The sequence below is a fragment of the Pseudomonas sp. R19M genome, assembly GCF_050312585.1.
In the GTDB taxonomy this organism is placed as follows: domain Bacteria; phylum Pseudomonadota; class Gammaproteobacteria; order Pseudomonadales; family Pseudomonadaceae; genus Aquipseudomonas; species Aquipseudomonas palleroniana.
This window is the reverse complement of the sequence record NZ_JBNPJV010000079.1, coordinates 190958-217032: the sequence shown is the minus strand read 5'-3', so window position 1 is coordinate 217032 and position 26075 is coordinate 190958. Positions and strand designations below refer to the sequence as shown.

At 55.7% G+C, this 26075-nt stretch carries 19 protein-coding genes and 1 pseudogene; 8 read left to right on the top strand and 12 right to left on the bottom strand.

What is annotated here, in order from left to right:
- Positions 1-110 precede the first annotated feature (110 nt).
- The gene (locus ACQRBT_RS17750; protein WP_104994369.1) at positions 111-1115 is read left to right on the top strand and encodes a GlxA family transcriptional regulator; all 1005 of its coding nucleotides are present in this window, start codon (positions 111-113) and stop codon (positions 1113-1115) included.
- A gap of 630 nt (positions 1116-1745) precedes the next feature.
- Here the strand turns inward: ACQRBT_RS17750 and ACQRBT_RS17745 are convergent.
- The 9 genes and pseudogenes from ACQRBT_RS17745 to ACQRBT_RS17705 form a co-directional block, all read right to left on the bottom strand.
- The gene (locus tag ACQRBT_RS17745; protein WP_060755848.1) at positions 1746-2399 is read right to left on the bottom strand and encodes an RraA family protein; all 654 of its coding nucleotides are present in this window, start codon (positions 2397-2399) and stop codon (positions 1746-1748) included.
- A 27-nt stretch (positions 2400-2426) separates the two neighbouring features.
- Complete coding sequence (locus ACQRBT_RS17740; protein ID WP_412046369.1) at positions 2427-3482, bottom strand: NAD(P)-dependent oxidoreductase; 1056 nt, start codon at positions 3480-3482, stop codon at positions 2427-2429.
- Positions 3483-3546: 64 nt separating this feature from the next.
- A complete protein-coding gene (locus tag ACQRBT_RS17735; RefSeq protein WP_412046370.1) occupies positions 3547-6228 on the bottom strand; it encodes a phosphoenolpyruvate carboxylase in 2682 nt (893 codons plus the stop codon).
- A 1035-nt stretch (positions 6229-7263) separates the two neighbouring features.
- A pseudogene (locus ACQRBT_RS17730) lies at positions 7264-7530 on the bottom strand (IS3 family transposase); the annotation flags it as partial.
- A gap of 120 nt (positions 7531-7650) precedes the next feature.
- Positions 7651-7899 carry an Arc family DNA-binding protein gene (locus ACQRBT_RS17725; protein WP_060755851.1) on the bottom strand — a complete coding sequence of 83 codons (249 nt, stop codon included), beginning with the start codon at positions 7897-7899 and terminating at the stop codon, positions 7651-7653.
- Positions 7900-8208: 309 nt separating this feature from the next.
- Positions 8209-8994, bottom strand: coding sequence for a flagellar basal-body rod protein FlgG (gene flgG / locus ACQRBT_RS17720; protein ID WP_060755852.1), 786 nt, complete (start codon positions 8992-8994; stop codon positions 8209-8211).
- Positions 8995-9091: 97 nt separating this feature from the next.
- Complete coding sequence (flgE, locus tag ACQRBT_RS17715) at positions 9092-10402, bottom strand: flagellar hook protein FlgE (protein ID WP_060755853.1); 1311 nt, start codon at positions 10400-10402, stop codon at positions 9092-9094.
- Between the two features lie 637 nt (positions 10403-11039).
- Complete coding sequence (locus tag ACQRBT_RS17710) at positions 11040-12128, bottom strand: ATP-binding protein (protein ID WP_412046371.1); 1089 nt, start codon at positions 12126-12128, stop codon at positions 11040-11042.
- The gene (locus ACQRBT_RS17705) at positions 12125-12859 is read right to left on the bottom strand and encodes a response regulator (protein ID WP_412046372.1); all 735 of its coding nucleotides are present in this window, start codon (positions 12857-12859) and stop codon (positions 12125-12127) included. Before ACQRBT_RS17705 ends, ACQRBT_RS17710 begins: the two co-directional genes overlap by 4 nt.
- A gap of 138 nt (positions 12860-12997) precedes the next feature.
- Between ACQRBT_RS17705 and ACQRBT_RS17700 the strand changes: the two genes are divergently transcribed.
- The 7 genes from ACQRBT_RS17700 to ACQRBT_RS17670 all read left to right on the top strand — a co-directional run bounded on the left by ACQRBT_RS17700 (position 12998) and on the right by ACQRBT_RS17670 (position 23926).
- The gene (locus ACQRBT_RS17700; protein ID WP_412046373.1) at positions 12998-14161 is read left to right on the top strand and encodes an efflux RND transporter periplasmic adaptor subunit; all 1164 of its coding nucleotides are present in this window, start codon (positions 12998-13000) and stop codon (positions 14159-14161) included.
- Positions 14162-14176: 15 nt separating this feature from the next.
- A complete protein-coding gene (locus ACQRBT_RS17695; RefSeq protein WP_412046374.1) occupies positions 14177-17317 on the top strand; it encodes a multidrug efflux RND transporter permease subunit in 3141 nt (1046 codons plus the stop codon).
- A gap of 2 nt (positions 17318-17319) precedes the next feature.
- On the top strand, positions 17320-18783 hold the full coding sequence (locus ACQRBT_RS17690) for an efflux transporter outer membrane subunit (protein ID WP_412046375.1): 1464 nt from the start codon (positions 17320-17322) through the stop codon (positions 18781-18783).
- 2 nt (positions 18784-18785) lie between these two features.
- The gene (locus ACQRBT_RS17685; protein WP_412046376.1) at positions 18786-20279 is read left to right on the top strand and encodes an MFS transporter; all 1494 of its coding nucleotides are present in this window, start codon (positions 18786-18788) and stop codon (positions 20277-20279) included.
- A gap of 404 nt (positions 20280-20683) precedes the next feature.
- A complete protein-coding gene (locus ACQRBT_RS17680; RefSeq protein ID WP_412046518.1) occupies positions 20684-21742 on the top strand; it encodes an ATP-binding protein in 1059 nt (352 codons plus the stop codon).
- Between the two features lie 38 nt (positions 21743-21780).
- Positions 21781-22125 (top strand): hypothetical protein, encoded by a 345-nt coding sequence (locus ACQRBT_RS17675; RefSeq protein ID WP_412046377.1) that lies wholly within the window; start codon positions 21781-21783, stop codon positions 22123-22125.
- Entirely contained in the window at positions 22115-23926 is a 1812-nt protein-coding gene (locus ACQRBT_RS17670) for an ABC transporter ATP-binding protein (protein WP_412046378.1), read from the top strand. The genes ACQRBT_RS17675 and ACQRBT_RS17670 overlap by 11 nt, the downstream gene beginning before the upstream one ends.
- 472 nt (positions 23927-24398) lie before the next feature.
- Here ACQRBT_RS17670 and ACQRBT_RS17665 read toward each other — a convergent pair whose 3' ends face one another.
- From ACQRBT_RS17665 to ACQRBT_RS17655, 3 genes are read right to left on the bottom strand one after another with little or no spacing between them, the layout of a single operon-like run.
- Positions 24399-24767 (bottom strand): Rieske (2Fe-2S) protein, encoded by a 369-nt coding sequence (locus ACQRBT_RS17665; protein ID WP_412046379.1) that lies wholly within the window; start codon positions 24765-24767, stop codon positions 24399-24401.
- A complete protein-coding gene (locus tag ACQRBT_RS17660) occupies positions 24767-25075 on the bottom strand; it encodes a YciI family protein (protein WP_412046380.1) in 309 nt (102 codons plus the stop codon). The genes ACQRBT_RS17665 and ACQRBT_RS17660 overlap by 1 nt, the downstream gene beginning before the upstream one ends.
- A complete protein-coding gene (locus ACQRBT_RS17655) occupies positions 25072-25944 on the bottom strand; it encodes an intradiol ring-cleavage dioxygenase (protein WP_412046381.1) in 873 nt (290 codons plus the stop codon). The genes ACQRBT_RS17660 and ACQRBT_RS17655 overlap by 4 nt, the downstream gene beginning before the upstream one ends.
- Positions 25945-26075: the final 131 nt, after the last annotated feature.

Below are 26075 nucleotides of genomic sequence, written 5' to 3'. Positions count from 1 at the left end.
TTGCAGTTGACTGTGCAAAGTTTAAGTAGGCCCAACTGGAACTGTTAGATAACAAATAAGCCACACTTCATGCAAAACTCGCCAACTTGATTGCCAAAGCAGGATTTGCCATGCGCGTTGCGATTGTTGCTGTGGAAGGTAGCCTGATGTCTGCCATCACTGGGCTGGCTGATCTGTTCTGGATGACCAATCAGGCGCTGAAATCACCACCGCCTGGTTTGGCTTCGGAAATGAGCGCCAAGATCGATGTTGAATTCGAAACGATCATCGTCAGTGCGGATGGTAAGTCGCTAAGGGATCCTCAGGGCAGGCTTATTCCCGTTGATGCCGATTTTTATGGCGCGGGGCCTCTTGATGCTGTGCTCGTGACTGGCATGGCCTTGGGGCCGGATAGGTTGCCGCCCACTTCCGACTCCCTCAAACACGCGGCAGCTTGGCTCAAAGTGAATCATCAACAAGGCGTACTGGTCGGTGGGGCGTGCGCGGGTACGTTTGTTCTGGGAGAGTCTGGGTTGCTCGACAACAGACGCTGCACCACGACCTGGTGGCTGCACCATGCTTTCAAACAGCGATTTCCAAAAGCCCAGCCGGTGTGGGGCACTGCGGTGGAGGAGCACGACGGCATCATTACCACTGGAGGACCGTTATCCTGGATTGATCTGGCCCTCTACGTGATTAGGCGCTTGGCCGGTGCCGATGTCGCCAAGTTGACCGCAGATATCTCTGTGACCGACAGCTTGCCTCTGCCTCAACTGGTTTATGCACCCCGAGGTTTTATCAATAGTGCCAATCCGCTGCTTCTGGAAACCGAGCAAATCATTCGTCATGCCAAACCCGGGCTGACGGCTGAAGAACTGGCCAAAACATTGAATCTGAGTGAGCGGACACTGCATCGGCGACTCAAGAAATTGACCAATGAGTCGCCTAAAGAACTCATTACCCGCGTGAGGATAGAAACGGCCTGCGTCCTCCTTCAGACACCGGGAGCCAGCGTTAAACAAGTGGCCCTCAAGTGCGGCTACAACGAAGATACCTCGTTCCGACGGGCTTTCATTCAACTTACGGGGATGACTCCTGCGGATTACAAGCGCTGGTCTAAAGGGCGTTGCTCCTGAGCCCAAGACTGGAGACGGAGCGGATCAGCAAGATCGGGCAGTTACCGCCGCGTCCGTTCAGCGAACTTGAAGTGAACCGGGAAAACGCTTGCAACTCAGCTACCCGCTAATGGGTAATGCTCAATACGGCACGCATGACTATGGCCATCGCCTTTACATGTCCCATCCAGATACCGGTAGTTCACACGCACCGACTGGCCTTTTTTGGGCCACTCTCGGCGTGGGATCTGGCTTTGGTAATCAGTAGTTTCTGGGATAAACGTGAGGGTCGCCCCCTCTTCCGGGCACTCTGCCGTGGTCGATGTAGGGCTCACCTTCAGGATCTGCGCCTGTAGCTTGGGGTATGGATGTTTCAATACATCAGTAACACGTAACTCCATACTGCAAATTTGCCACGATGCCGCTTGTACTGGCTGGCACAACATGAAGACAGGAAAAGCAAATAACGCGTAGCGAGCCACATGATTGCCCATTATTGACACTGCCTCGAATATTGATATTCAGGACACTATCAGATTTGAACTCATCGAATCATGGAACGATCAATCTCCTTATGCACATCCAGCCAAGTCGTTGCTCGAGCCGGCATCAACTGAAGCCGCACCCGCTGCGGCTCCTGCCGTGGGCCAGTCAGCGGCGCGGCGTCTGCAAGGCGTGGTAGCCGTAATCGGCGCGAGCTTTGTGTAAAGGAACGCCCGCCTCGATAGCCGCACGAATATGCTCTTCGGCCTGGTGGATTTCTTCGGCCACCTCCAGCACTTGGCTCAGTGAGCCGGCCGGAATCACTACCAAGCCGTCACCATCTCCGCGCAACCAATCATCTGGTTGTACTCGCACGCCGCCCAGCGTCACGGGCGCCTGGATCGCTTCGACACGCACGCGATCCTTGCCGGTGCGCATCCAGTTACCCCGGGAAAATATCGGGTAATCAAGTTCCAACGCACGGTCGACATCGCGGCAGATACCGTCAATCACCGTCCCGGCCAGTTGCTTGCGGGCGGCAGTAGAGGTCAGCAAATCGCCCCACACGGTGGTGTCGAGCCGCGCCTGGTTGTCGATCACTACCACCTGGCCGGCCTCAAGGTCGTCGATGTAGTCACCCACCGAGCCGCCGTCCAGGCCAATAGGGCCGTAGCGCAGGGTCCAGGCTTTGCCTGTGAGGGTGAACGACCGGTCCAGAGGCATGATGTCGGTGCACTGGCAAACGATTTTCAGGCGGTCCATCGCATCGCTGAGGTCGGTGCAACTCAGGGCGTTGAGACGGGTAAAAATAGAGGTCTGCATGATGTAGCCTTCCTTGTGTCCGGTAGGTTAACGCACGATGGCGGCGGCACTGAATGCATGGATCTTGTCGACGATCTGACGGGACGCCACCCTGATTGCCGTGGTGGTATTGCCGGCGATATGCGGCGTCAGTTGCGCGTTGGGAATGTCGGTCAGTGGCGAGTCGAACCGGTCTTTTTCCAGGGAAAAGGTATCGATGGCGACCGCCTTGATGTGCCTGGGAAACTGGCGCATGAAGGCTGCCAGCTGGTGTTCGTCGACGATCCCGCCGCGAGCGGTATTGATGAGGATTGAACCTTGGCGCATCTGCCCGAACTCGGCGGTGCCGAACAAGCCGCGGGTCAACGTGGTGAGCGGCACGTGGATCGAGACGATGTGCGATTCAGCCAGTAACTGCGCAAGGCTTGCTCGTCGCTCAAGCTCAAGGCTGCGCGCCACCGGTTCGGTAAAACGCTCGGACCCGGTAGCGATCACCTTGATGCCCAGCGCCGCCGCCTTACGTGCCACCTGCCGGGCAATGCTTCCGGTGCCCACCAGCCCAAGCGTGAGTTCGGCGTATTCGGAGGTAGGTGCCAAGGTGCCTTTTGCCCAATGACCGTTGTGCGTTTCGGCGTTGTAATAATCCAGGTCACGAGATAGAAACAGCGCCTGGGCCAGGACGTACTCGGCAACAGCGACCGCGTTGGAGCCTGGCGTGTTGAGTATCGTAACGCCGCACTGCTCGCATTCGAGCCGATCAATATGGTTAACCCCGGCGCCGGCCTGGGCAATGGCGCGCAGTGGCGTGGCCAACGCGGGCGAACTGGCGGCACGGATCAGGCTGGCACCGAGGGGGATGTTCAGGCGCGTCTTGAACACGCTGTAACCCCTGGCTCGACTCACGGCGGCAATAAAGGCAGGCTCGTCGTGACAGTCGATCTCGGCATATTCAATACGCGTAGTGTAGTGCTGCCGGATGCGCTCTTTATCCGCGAAATAGTGCAGGTTGAGAGTGACGTTCAGGCCCAGCGCAAGAAAGCGATCGACTTCCTCAAACAGCAATGGCGGGCCGGGGGCATCGAGTATCAGGATAGTAAATGCCATACAGTTGATCCTCTTGGAGGGTAGCGCCTGCCGATACCCAGGCTGCCCTGGGTATCGGGGCTAATCACCAGTTGAAATGGTGGGCGCTGGTGGGATCGACCAGACCTGCATCGGTACTCACGGCCGCGAGGAACCCGCTGTAAAAATCATTCAGCGATGAGGACTGGATGAACGCGGGATTGCTTTTGGCGTAGATAAGAAACAACCGATAGATTCTCAGGTTCTTTTCCTTGCGGTAGACCTCTGCCTTGAGGCTAGGCCACAAGTTGAGCAAGCTGCTTTCCTTGATTTTCCAAGGATCCGCCGGCTCGGTGCCGGTGGTGGCCTTGTACACGAAGCGCTTACCTTCAATCACTTCCAGGTGCAGGCTGGCCAGCAGTTGTTCAGCCGTGCCGATGGCTTCGGTCTTCAAGGCTTCAGCCAGCGCCAGGATGTGGGCTTTCTCCGGGTTGCTGCCGGTCAAGGTCAGCCAGGCGCATTTCAGGTCGGTTCGCGCAATGGCATAGGCCATGCCTTTGACGTAGGTGTGAAAGCTCTCATCCTCGTTGAAGGCCTTCGACAAGTGCGTTACCGGCTCTTGCGCAAACTGCCCGACGCCGATCAGTTCGCTGTGCAACCCACCGGCCAGCAAGGCGCGGGTCCAGGGAATCGCACGAATGGCATCGGGTCGCGACTCGAACACCTTGATGTTGAAGATCCGAGAAGGCGGTCGGGTGCCCTTGGCGGTGGCCCTGACCACGTCAAATCGCGCCAGGTCACGCAGCAGAGAGGGCAACGCCGGATGCTCGAAGAACGTCGCCTGGTAGCGGCGCACCACTTCCCCCCAACGTTGAATCCTCCCGGCAATGACCTCTTCGGACGGTTTCGGCTGGGGCTCGGCGTGCATACGGTACAACTGGCTGAGAAAGTTGACGGACTGATTGCGGGTCAGCAGATGAGCGCGCATCTCCGCACACCCGGCCAGCATAAAGCGGGTTTCCGGCCCCTCCAACGCGCCGAATTCCTGCAAGGTCTCTGCAATCACTCCATTACACCGTGCGTGTTCCCCACCCATGATGACGTGGACGACCACCTCGATACCGTAGCGGGCCGCGATCGACTTGTGCTGGTTGGCAATCGCCATATTCAGTTTGTGCATGGCCTTGCCGCCTTGCTTGCCCGTGTCGCTGGGACCAAACGTGATGTATTGGCGGTTGCCGCGTGTTGCCAGATGCTGGCGGTACACCGGGTTTTCGTAAACCTCATGCACCGTGGCAAGCGTGCGCTCGGCACCTGCCAGGTCTTCGGGTTGCAGGGCAATGTCTATACCGTCCCGCACCTGGGCCGCCTTCATCAGGAACAACACCTCCAGCGCACTGAGGGCCGAAGTGTACTCGGCGATCCCGTGGATTTTCATGCGGTCGCGGTAACGGTCAATCATTTCAAACCGCTCGAGCGCGTTGCGCGCATCGTGCATACGGATATAACTCGGGTCCTGCTCCATCAGCGCAATGTAGTCCTGACCGGCGTATTGCTGAGCTTTCTTGGTGTAAATCGATGTGGTGCGTTGCAGATACCCTTGCCACAGGGCAGCCGGAGCCTCCTCGCCTTCCAGCGCAACCTCAAGCGCGGCCTGGCGCGCCCGCTCATCCAGCTCGTGATAGTGCCGGCCCTGGCCCAGGCCGATGGTTTCCAGCCATTGACTGGAAAGAATCTCATCGACCACGCTACTGAACATCTCGGCGTTTTCACGAAACTCGATATCCAGGTAGTGAAAGCCAAACGCATGCACCCGCAGCAGCAGGCGGTCGATGGCAACCGGCTGGGTAAAACGGATGCTGCCCAGTGCCTCGATCAGCTCGGCGGGCTGTTCGAAACGCTCGGGGTGATCCTTGCCCAGACGTGCACGAATATCTTCCAGGCGATGCTGTGCACCGCCGTCCTTTATCAGGCTGTCAATATCAGCGATGTAGCGGTTGCGCAGCGCGGTTTCCAAGGCCACAACCAGCGTTTCGGTGTGCTGGTTGGTGTCATAGGGGCGACCATCCTTGTCGCCATATAACCAGGTAAACAAGGTCAGCCATTTTTCCCGCGGCGCCAGGCCCAGGGCGTGATGTACGTCGGGCAACGCGTCATACACACTGTCGGCGTAAAAAATCTGCGACTCGATATCAGTGCCATTACTGCCCGACCATACGGCGTTGTACAACTCCAGCAGAAGCTGCGCAGTGACTTGGGGCTTTTTGAGGCCACGGTCTTCAACGTGTTGTGCCAGTTTCTGCAAGACCAGCACGACAGAATGCTTGAGTTGGTCGGTCTCTTTGCACAGCAGCCCCAGGCTGATATTTACCCCGGACGGCGCTGCAATCAACTGCGAGTCGAGCGTGAGTAACTGACGGGGCAGGCTGGCTTGCGAAGCAATCTGGGTCGCCACACTCCTGACCGACAATTCGAACAGCAGTTGCTTGATCAGCAACAACTTCCAGAACGCCTCGACGTCTTTGCTGGAGCGGGACTCGAAGAATGCCTTACCCAAAGCAGCCGCCAATTTCGAATCAGCCTTGTCCAGATACGACAGCGTATCGATTTCGGCGTAGATCCTCAGGCAGGCTCGGGTGTGCGGGGTCTGGGAAGCGTCGTCCGTGTTTGCCTTGAGTGCGTGCTCAAGTGCTCGCCATAGAATGTCATGTAGTAAAGCGGGGTTGGTATGGCCGAGTGACGGGCGAGTTGATGCATTTTCCAGTATGGAGTTGATCACATGATTCATGGGTTCGAGCCTCGATAATTATACAAATCCCTTGTTTCGCATTGCGCCGAACAGACGCACGCAAAATCATCACTGTCCCAGGCTCAACCCACTGCGCCGCAACGAACGGAACTCACCTGTTCGCCGACAGAAAGCCCTTTTGTCGGTGCCGAAAACGGCAAAAAATGAAACGATTTGTTACATTCGTGCGCAATAAAGCATGCTCCGAAATTTTCAACAAAAGACCTTTTTGGAATAGACGGTTAGGAAAAAATGATAGGAAACCAATAAAAACCACAGTACTGAATTCTGTTTCAGAGCCGATGTTTTTTCTAAAATCCTGATTATTCGAAATTTAAATCCATCCACTCAACAATGTTCGCTCCGGAAAAAATGTCGCGTAGGCACGATCTGCAAGCGCAACCTAAATAATTCTTCATAAACACGACTTTATGAAAAACAGCGCAGGCTCCTTGGATATCAATCAGAATCAGATCAATTGACGCCAACCCTGGTTTTACCCAGCGCGCCTTGGTTGAAACCACTGCAGCGATTTTCATGTAATCGCAGGATTAGAGACGCAGTCACGCTGGTCGCGCTGCGCGCTTTGATCACCCCGAAGAAATCCAGGGCAAAAAAAAGCCTGCATCGCTGCAGGCTTTTCTCTATCTGGCTCCACGACCTGGACTCGAACCAGGGACCCAATGATTAACAGTCATTTGCTAGCTGTTAGTCACAACGGCACCACGGAAGAAGGTGGTAGAGATATAGGATTGCTGCATAGCATGAGCCGCATGAGCGCAGCACGCCAAGAAAGTTAGTCGCGTTGGATTAGCTTGTCAAAGCAGGATAATTCATCAACCTGTAGGAAAAGGAGACGGTAGCAGTCAGCTACCGCATCACCTCCAACGCATACCTTACTTGATCAACGTGGACGTGGACGTACTTCAGGGTAGTCGCAATACTTCGATGCCCCAGCAAATCCTTGACGATATGTAGATTGCTCTTGGGCGGTTTCATCAGTCAGTCGTGATCGTATGACTAAAGCGATGTGGGCTCAAGCGTCAGGCAAAACCGTCGAATCGAATAATCGCCCGCGCGTTGCTTGATAAAGCCGAACCCCAGCCGAAGTCGTCGGCAAATACACGGCGGACTTTTTTCTCGCTCTTCAGTATCACACTTGAGTTCCGCTCGCAAACGACGCAGTGGTCATGATCCTGCTGCCGCGCCTCTAGAGGTTTGCTGTAGCTTTTTATCCAGGCAGCTGTACGTCGACACGCCAATATGGGCCGCCACATCAGCGACAGATAGTTTCTCTTCGATTACTTAAATGAGTACTTGGATTTTGAATTCTTCGGGGTAATACGGGTTGCTCATAATACTTCCTAATAGCCTGAGGTTAAGGCAAAGAGGCATCTACGAAACTTAGGGCGATTCATTCCTTTAAGATTGCGAAGCCATCTCAAGAATCGCAATCTTCTGATTCAGAAAGTTATTGAGCTGCCGCATTTCTTCATATTTCCGCTCAAGCTCAAGCGAGCCATCAATTCGAGCAATTATTTCACCATTCATACTCCGGTGATTTTTTTCTGCAGCCAGGTTAATCTGATCGTGAAGTCCTTCCGGCAGGCGCAGGAGGAATTTATCAGCCGTCCTGGAGTCGTTACGCGCAGGTACGGATTGGGTTGCCATATTATATCTCCAGCTTTTACAAAGTCAGTCAGCGCTCTCAGAGTCGTTTGACGCGAAGCCTGTGAACCAAAACCAGAAGGCGCATGTGATGCGGATCAGGTGCTTGAATTTCCAGGGCAAAGGGATGTCGCTCTGCGGATGGATGCAGCCAGGGGGGCTCTCTTTCAGGCTGAGTGACAAATAGCGTACGATACTGAGAGGGCTGGCAGCGGGCCTGCTAAATAGCCTACGGCCGCAGGCATTGGTGTTATAAGGGTGAAGGCATCAGATTCCTGCTGGACTGAACCACCCTGCCCTCCCTGCAAATTCTTATAACTTCTGTGTGAGGTTCCCCAGCATATCTCCTGCAGTTTTAATCACTTTCGAGTTCATCTCATAAGCACGTTGAGTTGTAATCATATTTACCATCTCCTCCACAGTGCTCACATTAGAGGTTTCCAGAGTGTTCTGTAACATGCTGCCAAAACCGTTCAGGCTTGGAGTGCCAACTTGAGGGGCTCCACTCGCGGCAGTTTCTAAGAACAAGTTATTACCGACAGCCTGCAGCCCCGCAGGGTTGATGAAATCGGCAGTCTGGATGCTCCCAATGACCTGAGCTGCAGGATTTCCGGCGACGCTGATTGAAACCGTTCCGTCCTGCCCCACTGTAAAAGTTTTAGCATCGTTCGGCACGACGACAGCTGGTTGCAAGCTGAAGCCATTGGCAGTGACGATCTGACCATTCGCATTTAGATGGAAAGTGCCGTCGCGCGTGTATGAAGTCGTACCATCTGGCTGCAAGATCTGAAAGAAACCGCGCCCATTAATTGCCATATCCAATGGTTGGCCAGTAGTTTGCAAGCCACCAGAGGTGAAAATCTTTTGAGTACCTACAACTTGCACACCTGTTCCCACTTGCAGCCCGGAAGGCAGCACGCTATCTTGCGTGGACTGAGCCCCTGGCTGACGTTTAATTTGGTAAAGCAGGTCTTGAAACTCCGCGCGATCTCTTTTAAATCCGGTAGTCGAGACGTTCGCCAAGTTGTTGGAAATCGTAGTAAGGTTCGTGTCTTGGGCGGACAGTCCGGTTTTGGCAACATAAAGTGCTGGAAGCATGTGGATATCCTTCGTCGATCGGCGAGCTGATCTATAAATTTAAATAGAGTTTAAACGCCAGAACAGGTTGGTGTACCTGAGTGTCTGAAAGCAAAACTTATTTCAACTGAATAATCGCCTCTACCAATTTTGTCTCTGTTGAAATTACTTTGGCATTCGCCTGATAGTTACTTTGACCTTTAATCAAGTTGACGAGTTCGTTCGTCAGATTAACATTGGAGCCCTCTAGAGAATTAGAGACTACTGAGCCAAGCCCGCTGGTTTGAGGGAAATCGTAACCCGGCTGACCGGAGGCGAAGGTTTCTCTCCAAGTGGTGCCACCAGCGGGTTGCAAGCCTTGCTCGTTGTTGAAGCTGGCCAGAGAGAGCTGGCCGATGGCCTTGTTCTGCTGGTTGCTAAAGGTGGCGACCAGTAGGCCTCTACCGTCAACCTTCAGCCCGGTGAGCTGCCCAGTGGCATAGCCATCAGTGAACGGTGGATTACGATAAGTAGCCGAATTGTATTGGGTGATATTGGCCATGTTGACCGCAATCCCCGCCGGATTGGCATCTGCACCGTTCGCATTCCACACACCGTTGTTCACCGTTCCAGGTACCCAGCCGGTAATGCGCCAAGTCTTGTCTGATATACCTGAGGTCACAACACTGGTGAGTTTTCCAACGCCATCAAACGTCAATGTCGATGGCACTGGTAAGGTGGACGGCGTGCCAGTCGGCGCAGACCCGTTGGGGTTTCGACCGTCGATCAAGGTATAGGCGTTCCACTGGTTGACGTCAGTCTTCACCAGGTATTGCACCATAGGGTGCGCATTGCCTTGGGAATCGTACAAGGTTGTGCTGAATTGGGCGCTGAAGGTGCTGGTGTCGTTTGGGTTAAATGGCTTGGCCGTCTGATCGATAACCGGAGAAGAGGAGTTAAGGTTACTGGTGGAGTCCACTTTGGTAGACGCCTTGGGCGGGAGGCTGGCCAGGTTCAATTGGAGATCGACCAAATTACCTTTTGAGATTTTGCCGTCAGCATCTGCCCTGTAGCCTTGCAAGCGCGAGGTTCCGGCATTGTTGGTAATAAAACCATCCTTGTTAGCACGAAAGGAGCCGTTGCGGGTGTATTCCAGAGTACCGTCGCTGGCCTTTTGCACGAAGAAACCGCTACCTTGGATACCCATGTCCAGCATACCGCCGGTAGTACTGATGTCCCCTTGGGTAAACTGTTGGGACACCGCCGCAAGGGTCACACCACTGCCTATGCTGTTCATGCCGGCGCCCAGTTTTGTGGCGGCATAGATATCTGCGAATTCTGCCCGGGATGCCTTGAAACCGGTGGTCGCGACGTTGGCGATGTTGTTGCCTGTCACCTCCATCTGTTTATTGGCTGCGTGGAGCCCGCTAAGGCCAATATTGAAAGACATATCAACTCCTTCGAGTACCGTTTCTATTCGAAACTGAGGAGGATCTGAGTGTGAGCTACGTGTATGGATGTTTGTGGGAGGCTTTGTGGAGAAAGTATGAAGACCGAGATTTATTTATCCCGGCCCTCTCGGAGGTCGCGCATTAGCAAACCAAGGTGAAAATCCGACTTAGCCGGAAGCGCAGGATGCGCCGTGTATCATCTCCGGGTGTTGTCAGCACTGCTGCCATGGCAAACCTATCCCCTGCGACTGAGCTATACATCGTCGAATTTGACTCCTGCCCACGGTGAGTGCCAGGGAATGGAACTTCTCTTTGTGCAATCTCCGCGCTTCGAGCCAGACGCCCACACCATCGTGCAATGGCTGGTTGGAAAGGATGACTATTTTCCATAACACTATGTAGCCATCGATAGCTCCCCGGTAGTGCATGGACAAGCGGGAGTGATAGTTCGGGCTATTAACAATCAATCCCAACCACAGCAACGGCACAATCAACATCCGACAGCAGCTGATGAGCGAAATCAATCAAGCTTAGGTTAGCAAGCGCTTGCCAACACCAAGGCAGCAGGAACGTAAGGAGGTGTTAAACCTTATTCGGATCAAAAGCCATCACTAAAGTCACGTCATGAATCGTCGCTCACCGCTCCTTGACTCCTAGGGATGCGGGTCCTTGAATAGGCAATTGAATCTCGAAGCGTGTTCCATTTGCAGAAGGCACACATATGGCATTGCCACCATGCGCTTCAGCGATAGCTTTCACCACTGCTAAGCCCAAGCCACTACCTCCACTCTTTCCTGACGTTGAGGGCTCACCACGGCGAAAAGCTTCAAATACATAAGGGGCTAGGTTAGGTGATATACCTGGTCCAGAGTCCTCAACGCTCAGCGTGAACAGCCCATTGTTAGTAAGTGTACGGATGATTAGCACACCAGGATCGGCATGATGAAGTGCATTTTCCAAAAGTGCGCTGAGCGCCTGGCGTAGGCGAAACGCGTCACACACCGTATGAATTTGCTCTCCAACTTCAATTCGCAATTTGAATCCACGTAGCTGCAGGCTCTCAGTGAGCGCGTGAACGGTGACCGACACTTCGTGCGTCACCTCAGTTAGTGAAAGATCCAAGTTCAAATGATGACTATCACTTAGGCTCACCACGCGCAGGTCTTCGATTAATCTGCCGAGCCCTTCAATTTGGCGCAGCAGTCCTTCAAAAATTTTGGTGGATGGAGGGAATACTCCCTCTGCCAGTCCCTGCAGACGTCCGCGCAAAATGGTAACCGGCGTACGCAACTCGTGGGCCACCGCAGCATTCCAGAATTGCTGCTCGCGTGTCACGCTCTGCAGACGCTCGGCCATGGCGTTGAAGTCGCGCACCAGTTGACCTGTCTCACCCAGCGCCTGGTCATCGGGCACAGCGCGCGCTTGCAGGTTGCCTTGGGCAATTTCCCGAAGGCTGTGGGCCACCGAGTTCAGCGGGGTGAGAATACGCCGCGAGAGCCTGATCGCCACAAAGCCAGCGAGACAAAGCGCCAGTATGGTGGTGCCAACTATCCACAGCATCTCTACCTTGGAGGGGATCCAGCTTTCCGAAATACTATCGGGCGAGAGCGTCAAGGCGATGGCATAGAACACATACGTGCCGACCATCGTCAGCAGGATCACGCCAAGCACCATGAAGCTCAACGACAGCACGATCTGACGGCGCACGCTCACCGCGCCGGTCATGTGCCACTTCCGAAGCGATAGCCAACGCCGCGCACGCTCACAGGCGTACCGTAGACGCCGAGGCCCTCCAACTTTCGCCGCAACTTGCTGATGTGACTGTCCACGGTGCGCTCCATGGTGTCGCCTTCGGGAAGACAACCGACCAGCAGTTCGGAACGGCTAAATACGCGCTTGGGAGCGCGCATGAGGGTGACTAGAATCTTGAATTCAGTAAGGGTCAGGTCGAGCGCGTGCCACTGGTCGGCGCAGTTGATCGTGGCCTCGTGATGATCCAGGTCAACCTGCAGTAGCCCAACGCGCAGTAGCCGACTATCGTGCGAAACTTCCCTCTTGGAGCGCCTCAGTACTGCCGTAACACGGGCTACCACCTCAGCCGGATTGAAGGGTTTGACCACATAATCATCGGCACCGATGCGTAGGCCCAATAGTTTGTCGATATCTTGGTCGAGGGCTGTGAGCATTATCACCGGAGTGTCGCCACGATGGCGAATTTCGCTGAGCACCTGCCAACCGTCTAGGTGTGGCATCTGCACATCGAGCAGCACCAAATCTGGCTTAAGTGCCTGATGTTGGATCAAGGCTTCTTGGCCGTCTCGTGCATATGCTGTTCGCAATCCGTCACGTTGCAAATAGGCTGCGAGGATCTCGGCGATCTCACTCTCGTCCTCAGCGATTAGGACCAGCGCGTCCTTTCGGGGCACGGGAGAGGTTTCTGGTAGCGACAATGTCATGAATTCACCTTTTACGGCTGGGTTCCATATTATCTCCACAAAATCTCGAATGAATCCCAATTCTTTTCACTGACAATCGCCCCCCTGATGCTGCGCCCGGTGCGCAGAGAACGAAACGTCTGTGAGGTTAATGAGGTTATGGAGAGTCAAATAGGGCCGTATGTCATCTGGCTCTGCCTATTCGCCCTGATGCTGGGTGGTTGCGATTCGAGACAGCAGGGCGAGGCGCAACCGACATCGGTGCATGTGTCGGTATTGAGACTGAAGCCTCAGGTCGTAGACGTCAGTGAGGATCTGCCAGGGCGCGTTGCGGCCTTCAGAACCGCAGAGATTCGCCCGCAAGTCAGCGGTATCGTACAGCGACGTCTGTTCGAGCAGGGCGCCGACATCAAAGCGGGTGCCGCGCTATTCGAGATTGATGCCGCACCGTTCAAGGCCGAGATGCAAACCGCTGCGGCCGCACTGCAGCGCGCCCAAGCCGTGTTGGCAAGAGCGCGAATTCAGGCCGAACGCCTACAGCCGCTGGCCAGCGCGGAAGCGATAAGCCAACAGGTCTATGACGACGCCGCCTCTACGCGCGAACAGGCTGCTGCCGACGTTGCACAGGCCAGGGCGATACTGGCACGCAAGCGCTTGGACCTAAAGTTCGCCACCGTAAGCGCACCGATTTCCGGTCGTGTCGACCAGGCGCAGGTGTCAGAAGGCGCCCTTGTAGCGTCCACCGACAGCACGCCGATGGCTACTATCCAGCAGATCGACCAGGTATATGTCGACGTTCGTGAATCGGCCACAAGCCTGGAGCGCTGGCGCCATGCACTGAGTAGCCAATTGCCCCCCGACGCTGATGGAGTACCGGTGCAAGTGCTCGATAGCAGCGGCAAGGCTTACGGTATCGGCGGCAAGATCCTGTTTTCTGGGATCAGCGTCGATGTTGGTACAGGCAACGTGCTGCTGCGCATTCAAGTCGATAACCCCAACCACCAGTTGCTGCCGGGTATGTACGTGCTGGCGCGAGTACCAAGGGCGCACTATGTCGATGCCCTGAGCGTGCCACAGCAGGCAGTGGTGCGCCGCGACGGCAAGGCCAGCGTGTGGGTGCTGGGTGCCGACGAGCAGGTGCAGCGAGTGCCGGTCGAGCTCGGAGAGTTGGTGGGCCGTCGCTACCGAATCGTCAGCGGGCTCAGCGGCGGCCAACGGGTAGTGATTGAAGGCTTCGAGCGCCTCGCCGAGGGTATGACCGTCAAGGCACGTCAGTGGCAAGCCGACAGTGCGGGCGAGTTAGCCGACTCGTCAGCGCGCTGATCAGGAGAAATCTCAATGCCACAGTTCTTCATCAACCGCCCGGTATTCGCTTGGGTCATAGCCATATTCATCGTGCTTTTTGGCGTCATCGCCATTCCGCAGTTACCGATCGCTCGCTACCCCTCGGTAGCGCCGCCCTCCGTAACGCTGTACGCAAGCTACCCAGGTGCCACGCCTAAGACCCTAAACGATTCGGTGGTCAGCCTAGTCGAGCGCGAGCTGTCCGGGGTCAAGAACCTACTTTACTTCGAGTCCTCGGTAGACACCTCGGGTAGCGCGCAGATCACCGCCACCTTCAAGCCAGGTACTAACCCAGAACTAGCCCAGATGGACGTGCAGAACCGAATCAAGGCGGTTGAGCCGCGCCTGCCCCAGGCGGTGCGCCAGAGCGGCCTGCAGGTGGAGTCAGCTGCATCGGGCTTTCTGGTGATGATCGGCATGACCTCGCCGAACGGACAGTTCGACGAGGTGGCGCTGAGCGACTACCTAGCGCGCAATATAGTCCCGGAGCTGCGTCGCATCGAAGGCGTCGGCCGCGTGCAGCTTTTCGGCGCTGAGCAGGCGCTGCGAATCTGGGTCGACCCCAACAAGCTGACTGCTTTTGGCCTGACCATGAGCGATCTATCCCAGGCCATTGAGCAGCAGAACGCGCAGATCGCTCCCGGGCGGATTGGTGACGAGCCGGCACTGCCAGGGCAACGCCTGACCGTGCCGCTGACTGTCGAAGGTCAGTTGGAAACCCCCAAACAGTTCTCGGCAGTGGTGCTGCGGGCCAACCCTGATGGTTCCCGGGTGACCATCGGCGATGTCGCAAGGGTCGAGCTGGGGGCGCAGTCCTATGGCTTCTCCAACCGCGAGAACGGGGTGTCGGCAACCAGCGCCGCCATCCAGCTATCTCCGGGCGCCAATGCAGTACGCACGGCCAAGGCGGTTCGCGATAGGCTCGCCGAGCTGGCTCCGAGCATGCCCTCGGGCATGAGCTATTCGGTGCCGTTCGACACAGCGCCATTTGTCAAAGTGTCTATCGAGAAGGTGGTCTACACCCTAATCGAGGCTATGGTGCTGGTATTCCTAGTGATGTTCCTGTTCCTACAGAACATGCGCTATACGCTGATACCGGCCATCGTCGCGCCCATAGCGCTGCTTGGCACCTTCGCAGTGATGTTGCTAGCCGGATTCTCGATCAACTCGCTGACTATGTTCGGCATGGTGCTGGCTATTGGCATCATCGTTGACGACGCCATCGTGGTGGTAGAGAACGTCGAGCGGTTGATGGCCACCCGAGGCATGTCGCCACGCGAGGCGACCCAGCAAGCGATGAAAGAAATAACCGGCGCGGTGATTGGCATCACCCTGGTGCTCATCGCAGTGTTCATTCCCATGGCCTTCGGCAGCGGCTCGGTGGGCGTGATCTACCAGCAGTTCACCCTTTCGATGACGGTGTCGATTCTGTTCTCGGCGTTCCTGGCGCTGACCCTGACGCCGGCGCTCTGCGCCACTTTGCTACGCCCGGTGAGCGCTGACCACCATGAAAAACGCGGATTCTTCGGCGCCTTCAATCGTGGCTTCGAGCGACTGACCGAGCGCTACACAGGCGGTATCACTCGGCTGGTCGGACGCAGCGGGCGAATGATGTCCGTATTCGCGCTGCTCTGCGGCGTGCTGGTCATCGCCGCGCAGCACCTGCCGTCGTCGTTCTTGCCGGAGGAGGATCAGGGCTACTTCATGACCTCCATCCAATTGCCAACTGGCGCCACTAGCGAGCGCACTCTGGATGTGGTCAAGCGCTTCGAAGCCTACGTAGCCTCACGGCCAGCGCTGGACACCAACTTAGTGGTGCAGGGCTTCAGCTTTTCGGGCTCCGGCCCGAACGCGGCCATGGCCTTCACCATGCTCAAAGACTGGAGGCAGCGTAACGGCGCCACAGCCGCCGACGAAGCGGCGCTGGTTCAGGAGGCTATGACCGACAATGTCGAGGGGACGGTGATGAGCCTGATGCCACCAGCCATTGACGAGTTGGGTACGTCCTCGGGCTTCAACATGTTCTTGCAGGACCGCGGCAACCGTGGCGAAGCAGAGCTGCTCAAGGCCCAGGCACAGTTGCTGAAGCTGGCCGCGCAGAGCAAGCTTGTTAGCGACGTGTACCCAGACGGTCTGCCGGCGGGCGAAAGCATTCGCCTGAATATCAATCGGCAAAAGGCTGTAGCAATGGGCCTGTCGTTCGCGTCGGTGAGTAGCACGCTGTCAGCGGCCATGGGCTCGCAGTATGTCAACGACTTCCCCAACGCCGGACGCATGCAGCAGGTGATACTGCAAGCCGACGCGTCGGCTCGTATGCAGCTTGACGACGTGCTCAACCTACGCGTGCGCAATGCCAACGGTGGCATGGTGCCGCTCAGCGAAGTAGTCACGCCGGTATGGAGCAATTCGCCGCAGCAAATGATGCGCTTCCAGGGCTTCCCCGCAGTACGTATTTCCGGCAGCGCCGCGCCTAACGTATCCAGTGGCGCAGCAATGGTCGAGATGGAGCGTTTGGTCGCCCAGTTGCCGCAGGGCTTCGCGGTGGCCTGGACCGGGCAATCTCTGCAGGAGCGCCAATCGGCTGCACAGGCCCCGATGCTCATGGTGCTCTCGGCGCTAGTAGTATTCCTGGTGCTGGCTGCGCTGTACGAGAGCTGGGCGATCCCGCTATCGGTGATGCTGGTTGTGCCGCTCGGCCTGCTCGGCGCGGTGGTGGCGGTGATGCTACGCGGCCTGCCCAACGATGTTTTCTTCAAAGTGGGGATGATCACCATAATCGGCCTGTCGGCAAAGAACGCCATTCTGATCATCGAATTTGCCCGCCATCTGCATGCTGAGGGTCGCTCGCTGGTGGACGCTGCGGTGACCGCCGCACGCTTACGCCTACGGCCGATCCTGATGACTTCGCTGGCCTTCACCCTTGGAGTGGTGCCTCTGATGCTCGCCTCCGGCGCAAGCGCCGAAACCCAACACGCCATCGGCACCGGCGTATTCGGCGGTATGCTCAGCGGCACCCTATTGGCTGTGTTCTTCGTGCCGTCGTTCTTCGTGATCGTGATGGGATTCCAAGAAAGGTTTCAGCTCTGGCGTGCGCGACACAGCCCTGCCCTATCGCAGATCGGTGAGGAGAAATGATCATGCGTTCTTTCGTGGTAATCGCAATGATCGGCTGCCTGTCCGCCTGTTCAATGGCGCCCAAACTGGAGCGCCCAATACTAGCTGTGCCAGCCAGCTTTCCCGGTTCGGGTAATGCCGCAATGACGCAGGGCAACGCCGTGCCCCCTAACGAAATAGGCTGGCGAACGATATTCGTCGACCCGCAGCTGCAGCGACTGATCGAGTTGGGCCTGGCGCACAACCTCGACTTACGCCTAGCGGCATTGAATGTCGATGCGGCGCGATCGATGTTCAATATTCAGCAGTCCACGCGTCTGCCGTCGGTGTCGCTCGATGCTAGTCGCACCCGCGAGCGGACCTTGGCGCAGGGCAACGGCGGCGAATCGCGCCGCGAGGTGACCAACCAAGTAGCCGTGAATGTAGGCACCAGCGCGTTCGAACTGGATCTGTTCGGTCGTGTGCGGTCGCTATCTGATGCGGCGCTGGCCCGCTACCTGGCCAGCGAGCAGGGCCGCGATGCGGCGCAGATTAGCCTGATTGGTGCGGTGGCCGATGCCTACTTCGCCCGCCTACTCGCCGACGAGCAACGGCAATTGGCCGAGCGCACCCTCAAGGACTGGCAGCAGTCCTTAAAACTGGCACACCTACTGCAAAGCGCAAAGCAGCACAGCGGCCTGGATGTGGCCCAGGCCGAGGGCCAGGTGGCAAGCGCCGAGGCCGACCTGCAGGCACGCCAGCGAGCCTTTGCCCAGGCTGGCAATGCATTGCAATTGCTGGTCGGTCAAGAGCTGCCTACTGACCTGCCGAGGGCGCGCGAGCTCGAACAGCAACCGCTAGTAACGCGTCTCCCGGCTGGCTTGCAGTCAGACATACTGCTCGTGCGCCCGGACATCCGCCAAGCCGAAGAAACCCTAAGGGCGGCCAATGCCGATATCGGGGCGGCACGGGCCGCGTTCTTTCCGCAGGTTTCACTGACCGCCTCATTCGGTTATGCCAGCGCCTCACTGGGTAGCCTGTTCGACCCGAGTCGGCAGGTGTGGCGCTTCACACCGCAAATCTCGCAGCCGTTGTTCCAGGGCGGGCGCCTGCGTGCAGAGCTGGGTCTTGCCAAGGTGCGTAAGTCCGAAGCGGTGGTTCAGTACGAGCGCGCCATCCAAGTTGCCTTTCGCGAGGTGGCCGACGCTCTGGCAGGCGCGGCTACCCTGGACCAGCAGATCAAGGCACAGTCCCGGATGGTAATTAGCGCGCAGCGTCGCGTGACGCTTTCCGAGTTGCGCTATGGGGCCGGAGTCGATGGTCGCCTGGAACTGCTAGATTCGCAGCGTCAATTGTACAGCGCCCAACAAACATTGCTGGAACTGCGCCGTGAGGCGGCCGTCAATAGCGTGGCACTGTACAAGGCGCTCGGTGGAGGCCTGCGTGAACGTACTGTTGTCGCGACCGCGAGCAACGCAGCGTCCACCCCCAATCATCGGGAACAATAATCATGCCCCGTGCCATCCCCAAACGCTGGTTGATTCTGATCGCCGTGATGTTGGCCTTTACGCCCATCGTCATCGACATGACCATCCTGCATATCGCAGTGCCTTCGTTGACTCAGGCGCTCGGCGCATCGAGCACCGAGGTCCTGTGGATCATCGATATCTATCCGCTGCTGATGGCTGGTCTGCTGGTGCCTATGGGCACTCTGGCCGACCGGGTAGGCAGTCGGCGCATTCTTCTCGGCGGGCTGAGCGTGTTCGGAATGGCTTCAGTGCTCGCCGCTTTCGCACCTACGCCCGCGCTGCTTATAGGTGCCCGTGTGTTGCTGGCGATGGGGGGCGCGATGATCATGCCATGCGTGCTTGGCATCATTCGTCGCACCTTCGAAGATGAGCGTGAACGGGCTATGGCACTTGGTCTTTGGGGAACCGTTGGTGCCGCCGGCGCGGCACTGGGGCCTCTGATTGGCGGGGCACTCCTCGAGCACTTCTGGTGGGGCTCGGTATTCCTAATTAATGTTCCGATCATGGCGGTGGTGATTCCAGTTGCCGTCCTACTGTTGCCTTGCACTGAAACCACGACACCTGGCAAATGGCCAATCGGCCAGGCACTGATCCTGATCGCCGGCATCATAGCCTTCGTCTACGGGATCAAGTCCGGGATCGGAGGCACGCAACCACTCGTGGTAGTTGTACCAGTGCTGGCCCTGAGCCTAGCGCTGCTTACAGTCTTCGCCCGTCAGCAGCTTCGGACTACTACACCAATGCTGGATTTATCGCTCTTCGCGCACCCAGTGCTAATAGCCGGGTTGATCATGGCGTTGGTCTCGATAGGCGCCCTGACAGGCGTGGAACTGACCCTGGCGATGGAGCTGCAATACGTACTAGACAAGACGCCATTGCAAGCGGGGGTCTTCATGATTCCGATCATGTTAGCTGCGGCTATGGGGGGGCCGGTAGCTGGCTACTTGTCTAACCGCTTCGGCTTACGCGTGGTCGCTAGCTTGTCGCTGGTTGTTTCCGCTGGGGCGCTGGCCTATCTGGCCTTCGCTGATTTTTTTACGCCAGGTATCAGGGTGCCCACCGTGCTAGCAGTGCTCGGGTTGGCATTGAGTATCGGCCTCACAGCATCGTCTATTGCGATAATGGGTGCGGTAGAGGCCAGCAAAGGAAGCGCGGCAGGCGCCTTGGAGGCGACGGCTTACGAGCTGGGCACTGGCCTGGGCATTACGTTTTTTGGCATGTTCATGGCTAGGGTCTACGGGCGCTCGATCAATCTACTGGACGGATTATCACCCTCTCTCACCGAGCGGGCGGCTAGCTCGATAGGCGACAGTTATGTGGTCGCAGCTGCGTTGCCGGCTGAGCAAGCCAGCACTTTGGTCGAGGCCGCCAAGATGGCGTTCTTGAACACTCACTCGATCCTGCTAAGCACCTCTGCGGTACTGATCGGAGCTCTGGCAATGGTGGTTTTCATACTTATTGGCCGTGCCCGCTAACTGGCTATGTGATCAACCAGAGCGAGCGGATGACTATCCAGATAACGGTTTAGTTTTGCGCTCAAGTTCGTAAAGATTCTGGTTAAGCGTGACTTTCTGCGTCGAAATCTGAACGCGCCAATATCAACCGGTGACCGCTGAGTTCGACCAAGTACTCGAGTAGAAGAACAGTACCACCTAGAACCATTTAAAATCACGAAATGTGCTAGCACGAAATTCAAGTAGGTCTCGACATAAAATCTACATCCTCGACCAACCCCTACCAGAATAGCCAAAGGCAAAAAAAAATCAACATCCATCATTTCTCCACACTCCCTCCAACAAACGCCAACACTCACACAGTAAAATATTCACATGAATCGATTTTTCCAGTTTAAACCTAGAAAGCCCTATGAGTGAAAGAAATGTTTCTGAGTAGACAAATAACAGCATGGATTTCGGCAGTCGTCATATGCGTAATTACACTTGCCGTAGCCGGATCCTATATTTTTTATAGTCTTCTCTCGAATGTCACTACATTCCAAGAAACTGAAACGGATGTATGGGAATCTACTGATTGGGCATTATTGGGATTAATTAGCTGCTTTAGTTTGACGGTTGGCATCTTGTCAGCCATCAAGGTATCACGAAAAATCATCATACCCTTAAACTCAGTGAGCTTAGGGCTTCGCAGTCTTGCAAGCGGAGATTTGAATGCAAGAGCCGCTGCCCCAGATAACTCCTTGAAAGAAGCATCTATTTTAGTAGCAGACTTCAACAAGATGGCAGACAAGTTACATCGACTTGACCAAGAACAAACTTTTTGGAACGCAGCTATTGCACATGAATTGCGTACACCTCTAACTATCTTAAGAGGACGCATCCAAGGACTGATTGATGGCGTGTTTCTCCCAAACCAAGCGCAATTTTCAATATTAATGCGTCAAGTGGAGGGATTGACGAGAATCACTGAGGACTTAAGAGTAGTAAGTCTAGCCGATAACGATCATTTAAACATAGAGTTACAAAAATGCGAATTAGGTAAAAAAGTCGTCTCTGATAGCTTGGAACTCAAGAGCCACTTAACCGCCGCGGGTCTTACTTTAACCTTAGACATAAGTAAAGAGCCAGTGTGGTGTGACCCGGGCCGAATACTGCAGGCACTTTCAGCGCTATTCGAAAATACGCTCAGGCATAGCACTCCCGGCAATGTGTCGGTTCGGCTTATCAATAAAGACAATATTAATATACTAAGTGTTTCAGATGATGGTCCGGGGATTGAGGAATCTTATCTAGGGAAAATCTTTGATCCCTTTCAACGATGTGAGAGGTCACGTTCTCGGGCCCAAGGAGGAAGTGGTCTAGGTCTAGCTGTAGTCAGAGCCATCGCATGGGCACATCATGGATCAGTTACTTGCAGCAAATCTCACACGGGCGGAACAACTTTTGAAATTCTCTGGCCAAATCAACCAGCCTCAAAATAATTAGAAGCACCTATTAGCTCTTATACCAAGGCTATATAATGAACATCGAAAAATACACAAACCCAACTATTGACTTAAAAGCGCTAGAAAACTCAGCCAATCTTTATGATTACAAATTAAAAAAACTAAATAAAATTTGGATACCCCTTCAATTTCACATTCCATACATGCTGATCGGGCTGCTTATATTAGGCACAATAACCACCCTCTTCACAAAAAACTTCTGGATTTGGGCAATCATAGCCCCCACAGTATTAACGTTTATAATCTTAGACGCAGCCATCCAAGAGCTATCAATTGATCTCTCACTGATTAGAGATGAAGCTAGGTATTTGTTGTATGCGGCTCGTCGCTCACAGACTAACTTAAACCATGGCATCTAAAATTTCACTACAGGTTTCAAAATCTCCAAACGATGAGTCAGACTCAGTTGATAACTATGATGAGATTGCCGAGCGTCACTTCTCCTTGGCTCGGGTTCTTGCACTCCTTCATCCCCATCGGACTTCGATCAGCTTTGTCGTATTTCTCATTGCAGTGGCGGGCGTCGCCGGTGTGGCCAGCCCTTTCTTGATACGCAGCATCGTTGACGATGCGCTACCTGCCAAAGACTTGACGCTGTTGGGTTATTTGGCAGGCGGGCTGATCGCAGTGGCGATGTTCAACGCCGTTGCGAACCTGACTCAGACGTACTTTTCGGTGCGTGTCGGTCAGCGCATCATGCACGATCTGCGCACACGCCTGTATCAGCACCTGCAGAGCTTGTCGCTGGCGTTTTTCTCGGGAACACGGGCCGGAGAAGTACAGGCTCGTATTTCCAGCGACGTCGCCGGTATGCAGGTTTTACTGACCAACACCGCCACCGATTTAGCCAAGCACCTCAGCGTAGTCGCAGCGACCTTAGTAGCGATGCTGCTTCTCGATTGGCGCTTGGCACTAGCTTCACTGGCCGTGATTCCTGCACTGATATGGATTAATGGTCGCGTCGCGCAGTTGCGTGAACGGGTAACTTACCAACAGCAAGAGCGTGTGGCGGACCTGTCTGCGAACATCGCCGAGTCACTCTCCGCAGGCGGTATCGTCTTGTCACGAACCATGGGTCGGGTACATTTCCTGGTTCAGCGTTTTCAGCGTGACTCTGCGGATCTGGCTCGCTTGGAAATTAAAGCCAGTACGGCTGGGCAATGGGAATTTGCGATCGTCTTCCTGGCCTTGGATATCCTGCCAGCACTGACTTTTCTCGGTGGCGGGGTTTTCATAGGTCTGGGCTTGGAGGTGTCGATTGGGACCTTGGTGGCCTTCATCGCGCTGCAGGAACAATTGCTATGGCCGCTTATCGAAATATTCGAAACGCGTATCGAATTTGCCAAGGGGCGTGCCCTGCTAGCGCGGGTGTTCAGCTATCTGGATACCCCAGCGACGGTGGTAGAGACAAGCTCGCCAGTCAATTTCTCCGGCAAAGACTTTAACACCGGCATTCGTTTTGAAAATGTCAGCTTCGCTTACGGCGAACGTACTGTGCTGCATGATCTGACATTTGAAATACCTGCAGGTAAGCACACGGCTCTGGTAGGCCCTACCGGCAGTGGCAAGACCACCATCTCATACCTGATCACTCGATTGTACGACGCCGACCGCGGGCGCATCAGCTACGACGGCGTTGATATCCGCGATTTGAGTTTTGACACCCTGGCTGACTTGGTGGGCATCGTCACGCAAGATACTTTCCTGTTGAATGCCAGCATTGAGGCCAATCTGCGATTTGCCAAGCCGCAAGCCAGCGAGGCAGAGTTGTGGCGTGTGCTGGAAATCGCGCAGTTGGATACTACGGTGCGCAATCTCGCCGATGGCCTGCATGCAGGCGTCGGTGATCGCGGCTATCAGCTGTCTGGCGGTGAGCGTCAGCGGCTTTCCTTGGCCCGCATGCTCCTACGCGATCCGCCAATCATTCTTCTGGATGAGGCCACCAGCGCGCTGGATAGCCAAACCCAGGCGGCGATGGCGAATGCATTGGCTTCGTTAAGCGGACAGCGAACCTTGATATCGATTGCCCATCGCCTGAGCACGATCAGGGAGGCGGAGCAGATTCTCGTCATTAAGGCTGGCCAGTTAGTCGAGCAGGGCACCCATGATGAGTTATTAACCCAAGACGGCCTCTATGCGGCCATGATTCGAGACGCCTAGACATTGTGAGGAAAACGCCTGCGCGGCGAGCACGCTACGCAGGTGGACTTTTCTCGAGGCGCGAAGGAAAAACCGTAACCTTCCTCCTCATATTACAAGCTGTGATATTGCAGCAGCGGAGCTCGCCCAGGCCTTCAGTGCGCCACTTAAAAACTGCTCGAGATAGGCCACTACAGTTCAGTCACTTATAGTGACTAAGGCCTACCATCCTGCCGTGCAAAATTACCAGCCTTTACGCTGAACACATTGATCTCGGGCTTCTTCATGTCTGCGTATCAGTTGTTCCAGATCAGTTCGTTGCGTGCATAAATATTATCGTCTAGCAGCCACTCACTCACACGCTCCTTGGTCTGCATCGATTGTCTACCGACCCAAACCACCACACCAGGGGCCCCTCCCTGAATAGGCATAAGCACTCCAATAGCCAGGGAACGAAGCTACCTATGCTGTTCCCGGTCCATGGAGCGCTATTTTACCCGAGCGTGTGGATCGCCGTATCGTCGGAAGTCAGGATCAGCGCCCCGTCTTCAACCTTGTAGGCAACGGCCTGTAGGCGGGCCCCGGTGCACGGGCCGTCGATACATAGACCGTCTTCGAAGCGGAATATGGCCGAATGGTGGGCGCACATGATGAGCTGTCTTTGATAGGTGCAGAACTCGCCAGGGTTGTAATCCAGCGGAACAGAAAAATGAGGACAGCAATTTCGGTAGACCCAGACCTGATGACCTCGCCGCACTGCCACAAGGGATTGCTGCTTGCCCTCGACTACTGCTTCGAGGGCTTTAGCACCACCGTCAACGATCTCCTCCAGCCGACAGAGAATCATGCGCTTGTCCCACATCACGACGACTCCGGATTGCCTAATCCCCATATCCAAGGCCGGACGACCACATGTTCAAAGATGCCCGCCCGCATGTAGGGATCATCTGCCAGGAACGCTTGGACGTCCTCAACCGAACTAGCCTCCACCACCAACAGCGTGCCGTTCATCTTCCCGCCTGCGCATTCCAGGGTCGGCCCGCCCAGTCTCACCACCACAAAATGGGGAGATGGGTTACGAAGGTATTGGCGATGGGCAGCCCTCACCCGCTCTCGGATCTGCCACTGCTCAGGTTTGTCCGTGGCGAACACGGCGAAGAACTGACTCACGATGGCACCCGCGGAAGGACGAAATCATAGGCGGCATGACGAAACGCGCCACCGAAGCCAAATTCTTGGCCGAGTGGATGGCTGGCGGCACAGGGTCTATACACCACTCGCAGGGAGTCCTTCACGCCGAACACCGCATCAGAATCCAGGTAGGGATCATCGTGGTTAAACAGGTGGGTGACCAGTGTGCGGTAACCCTGCGCTTGAATCATGAAGTGCAGATGGGCAGGACGCCACGGATGTCTTCCGGTCGCAGACAGCAGCTGTCCGACAGGGCCATCGGTGGGGATCGGGTAACTGACCGGCAGCACTGTACGGATGGCATACCTTCCCTGGCTGTCGGTTCGGTAGCGACCGCGCAGATTTCCTGTCGGCTGCTCGGTGTCCTGTCCCGAATACATGCCGTTACTCGCAGTCTGCCAGACGTCGAGTGTCGCATCGGCAATCGGTAGGCCATCGCTGCCTGCCACTTGCCCTGTCACCAGCGCCGCCTCCCCTGGGGTAAAGGCAATGTTCTCACCGTATTTGCGACTAGGCATGCCCTCGATAAAGAATGGCCCGAGCACCGTGCTTTCAGTGACGGTGTGTTGAGCGCGATGGTTGATCGCGTCGACCAACATCGACAACCCGAGCACGTCGGATAGCAGTATGAATTCCTGCCGAACCAGACCATCGCACTTCTGGCCGGTCGACGTGAGGAAACGAATGCCCGCCAACCACTCGAGTTCAGTCAGCTCCACCTCCTGAGCGAAACCATGAACGTGGCGAACCAGACTCTGCACTATCTCCCGCAGCCTGGCATCGGGGGTCGCATTAAAGCTTGCGAGGGCTTTCTCTGAGAGGGTGGCTTCTGCAGGGGTCTGGGTCATTGTTATTGGCTCCCTGATTAAGAATGGACAGGTCTCCAGCAAGAGACCTGATCCCGAACTGACACGTCAGGCCGATGCCAAGGCGTGCACGCTCCAGCATTTATTCAATCGGCGCCCGTTCAAAGGGGCGC